The 3,806-nt window shown below is 72.5% G+C and carries 5 protein-coding genes; 2 read left to right on the top strand and 3 right to left on the bottom strand.

The annotated features are described in order from the left end of the window. Positions 1 to 1,249, bottom strand: a 1,249-nt coding sequence (locus tag AC1DP0_RS19385; RefSeq protein WP_478087683.1) for an SWIM zinc finger family protein, incomplete at its 3' end; no start/stop codon positions are given. 91 nt (positions 1,250 to 1,340) lie between these two features. On the opposite strand from AC1DP0_RS19385, the gene AC1DP0_RS19380 reads away from it, so the two are divergent. Both AC1DP0_RS19380 and AC1DP0_RS19375 read left to right on the top strand, forming a co-directional pair. Beyond that, positions 1,341 to 1,823: an acyl-CoA thioesterase gene (locus tag AC1DP0_RS19380; RefSeq protein WP_478087681.1), complete on the top strand. Its 483-nt coding sequence runs from the start codon at positions 1,341 to 1,343 to the stop codon at positions 1,821 to 1,823. After that, positions 1,820 to 2,290 (top strand): TY-Chap domain-containing protein, encoded by a 471-nt coding sequence (locus AC1DP0_RS19375; RefSeq protein WP_478087679.1) that lies wholly within the window; start codon positions 1,820 to 1,822, stop codon positions 2,288 to 2,290. The genes AC1DP0_RS19380 and AC1DP0_RS19375 overlap by 4 nt, the downstream gene beginning before the upstream one ends. Positions 2,291 to 2,292: 2 nt before the next feature. Here AC1DP0_RS19375 and AC1DP0_RS19370 read toward each other — a convergent pair whose 3' ends face one another. Next, entirely contained in the window at positions 2,293 to 3,351 is a 1,059-nt protein-coding gene (locus AC1DP0_RS19370) for an ANTAR domain-containing protein (protein WP_478087677.1), read from the bottom strand. Positions 3,352 to 3,492: 141 nt separating this feature from the next. Next, a partial coding sequence (locus AC1DP0_RS19365; protein ID WP_478087675.1) for an ATP-binding cassette domain-containing protein occupies positions 3,493 to 3,806 on the bottom strand: 314 nt, incomplete at its 5' end.

Raw genomic sequence — 3,806 nt, 5'->3', positions numbered from 1 at the left:
GGACATGGACCGTGACGACCTCCGCCCGGACGTCCTCGGCCGGCTCGGGCGCCGGCAGCGGCACCTCGGACCGGACGCGGAGCCGCTGCCGCAGGCCCGGCACGACGGACCGGAGGAAGCGGCCGCGCTCGTCGGCCGGGACCCGCAGCCCGGCGAGCGCGGACGCGAGCGCGTCGGGGCCGAGGTCGAGCTCCTGCTCGAGGGGCACGAACGTCAGCGAGCCGTCGTCGCCCTCGACCGCCACGGCGTGCACGGGGTCACCGAGGTAGAGCTGCTCACCGGTGGCGTCCGGTGGCAGGCCCTCGATCTCGACGTCGAGGTCGAGGTCGCCGCTGCCGTCGGCCGCGCGCTTGACGAGCAGCACGAGCGAGGCCGCGTCGTCGACGACGTGGACCGGCCCGGTGACGCCCTCCCCGGGCATCACCTCGATGCCGGCCGCCCGGGCCTCCCGCAGGAGCGGCCACACGTCAGGACTCGCGTCAAGCGAGAGCGGGGGCGTCGCGGAGAAGTACGTCGTGCCGCCCGACCCGCGCCGGGCGACGTCGTGGAGGCGTCCCATGATCCGCTCGTGCTCGGGCAGGAACCGGATGCCCGGGCGCCACTGGGGCAGGGCGTCGTGCCACGAGAGGGTGCGGTGCCACATACCCGCACGTGTCCACCGGGTCGGGCGCAGGCCGTAGCTGAGCTCGGGCACACCGCGGCGGCCGCGCTGGTCGCGGTAGACGGTGTCGACGAAGAGGCCCGCCGGCATGAGGTCGCCGCGTGGCTCGGGACGCTCGGCGACGGGCGCCGGCTCGACGGCCCGGGGCCGCAGGTGACCGAAGACGTCGGACCAGTGCGGGGGCACGACGAGGGGTGCCGACTCGAGGACGGGCGCGTCACTCCCGTCGCGGTCGACACCGGCCTGGGGCTCGACGACCCGTCCCTGGGCGACGTCCCGCGCGGTCAGCATGAGGGCCACCACGTGCTTGCAGTCGGCGCCGACCGGGCAGCTGCACCGGCCGCTCCAGAGGTGCGATCGCCCCTTCGGGTGGGGACGCGCCTCGATGATCGTCTGGTAGGTCTCGCTCCCGCTGCCCTCGATCGTGCCGAGCAGCATCATGCCGTCGGGGCGTGTGGCCAGGGAGCGCACTCGGCGCTCGACGGCATATGCCTGCCCGCGGTCGAAGGTGCGGGTGCCGACCTGCTGGGCGATGTCGGGGTCGGTGACGTCAGCCACCCACGTCGCCCGACCCACGCTCCATGCCACCCGAGAACTGTACGTTCGCCCGCCGACAGCGTCGGGGGTTCGTCCACAGCGTCGTCCCGACCCGGCATACGCCGTCGGGCAGGATGGGCGCATGCCGAGCACGCCTGATCCTCGTGAGCTGACGCTCGCCGACTTCCCGGTCCACCGCGCCGTCACGACCCGGTGGTCCGACAACGACATGTACGGCCACCTCAACAACGCCGTCTACTACGAGCTCTTCGACTCGGCGATCAACGGCTGGCAGGCCGAGCACGTGACCATCGACCCGATGACCGACGCGACGCAGGGCGTCGTCGCGGAGTCGTCGTGCGCCTTCTACGCCGAGGTCGCCTTCCCGGCGCCCCTCGTCGTCGGGATCCGGGTGGCGCGACTCGGCACGAGCAGCGTCACCTACCAGCTCGGGCTCTTCCCCGACCCGGAGCGCACCGCCGCGCCCGACCCCGCGATCAAGGCCCTCGGGCACTGGGTGCACGTCGAGATCGACGCCGCGACTCGGCGGCCCACCCCGATCCCGGCCCACCTGCGCGCCCTGATGGAGACGGCGGTGGTGGAGGTCCCGGAGGCCTCGGCATGACCGACGGACCGCTGGACGAGACGTGGGAGGGGTGGACCGCGCGCATCGCGGCCGACCTCGCAGCTCTCGAGGAGGACGACTGGCTGACCTTCACCGTCCACGTGCCGTCGCACGCCTCGAGTGCGTATGCCGCCACGCGGGCTCCGCGAGGATGGCCATGGTCGGGCGCCCGACCGGTCGGGCCCACCCACGTGCCCGATGTCTTCGTGCAGGCGCGCCGGATTGAGGGCGTGCTCGCGCTCGAGTGCATCGGCGACACGCAGTTCGAGGGCGTGACCGACCTGAGCCGCGACCAGCAGGCTGCTCTGGCGGCCCTCGGCTGGGAGCGCCATGGCAGGCAGCCGGAGTTCAGCCGCACCTTCAGCGACGGAGCGGCCGCCGCACGACTGGTGCACGCGAGCCTCACCGAGGTCCTGGGTGCGTCGACGCCCGCCGACGTCGACCTCCGCCGCGCCCCCCGACCGTAGGTTCAGGAATCTCTGGGGGCCTTGAGGTCGCCGGTCTCGGCCAGCTCGAGGGCCACGGTGTGGAGCTTCTCCTCCAGCGCACTCGAGGCGTGCCGCAAGACGTTGAAGGCGGCCTCCGGGGTGAGGTGGAGCCGTTCCATCAGGATCCCCTTGGCCTGGCCGATGACATCGCGGGTCAACAGGGCCTTGTGCAGGTTGTCCGCCACGTCCTGCAGGGCACCCCGTTCGCGGACGGCTCCAGCGGCCATCGAGGCGTGTGCGGCCAGGATGAGCCCGATCTGCTGCGCCTCGTCGCTGAACGCATCAGGCTGCCGGCCATACGTGTTCAGCGAGCCTTCAGGACCGACGCTGGCAGGTCCCATGGCCGCCAGGCGGTAGGAGGCGACGGACTGGGCGCCGAAGTCGACCGGACGGGACGCGAGCGTGCGCCAGCGGTTGTCGGGGAACGACTTGGCATAGACGAGGGTGGTGTCTACGGCGTCGAGGCACGGGCCCTCTCGAGCCTCGTACTGGGCGTCGTCGACAGCTGACGCCGCCACGTGCGTGGTCGAGGCCGTCCGATACACCCCGTCCTCTCTGACTGTGACGCTTGCCATCTCGCATTCTGCGACGGTGCTCACCGCAGCCTCAGCGATGCGCTGGAGGACAGCGTCGTAGGACTCCGCAGCGAACAGGTTCTCGGCAATGGCGGCGAACGTCGATGCCAGGTGCGTGCTCGGCGTGGCCTCCACCCGCCGCTGGGTCGCCTCATCGCGGGCCCTGGTGGCGTCGACGCGGTCGGCCGCCGACTGCTCACGCTCCTGTCGCCCCTGGTCCCGAGCAGCGAGCGCCTCGGCCTGCTGCGCTGCTCCTTCGCCGCCGCGGGGCGGGCCGAGCTGCGCCTCCCGGGCCACCAGCTCCCGTTCCCGCTCGGCCAGGGCGTGTTCTCGCGCGTCGGCCACCAGGTCTCGCAGGTCCGCAACCAGGTCCCGGTCGTCGGCCAGCGCATCACGACGGTCACCGACGAAGTCGCGTTTCTCGGCCGCCCACTGGCGTTCGTCATCAGAGGACCGCGCAGCCATCAGATCGCTCCTCCTCAACCTCGGAGCCAGATCGGATCAATGCTCCAGCGTAGGCCGTGGAAGGGTGGGATCCCACCCTCGGCGGCACTCCATTCCACAGGTCGCGAGGTCGCCTGGACCGGGTCCCCTGGCCCGCTCTCGTCACCCGGCGAGGTGGGCCCATCTCAGGGAGAGCTCGCACCACCGAGCGGTAGCGACGACCCGGCCCCGCTCGAGGACGACGACGCGGTCGGCCTGTGCCAGCGCGGCCGCCTTGCTCGTTGCGCCGATGACGGTCGCCCCACCGGAGCGCAGTGCAGCCCAGAGCTCGATCTCGGTGGCGGCATCGAGCGCCGAGGACACGTCGTCGGCCAGCAGCAGGTCCGCCTCGCAGGCGAGCGCCCGGGCCAGGGCCAGACGCTGCACCTGCCCTCCGGACAGTCGGACCCCACGGTGGCCGACGAGTGCTTCGGGGC

This window comes from Terrabacter sp. P5_B1 (assembly GCF_056400505.1).
Note: the sequence above shows the minus strand (reverse complement) of the source record. Positions and strands in the feature narration are given on the sequence as shown.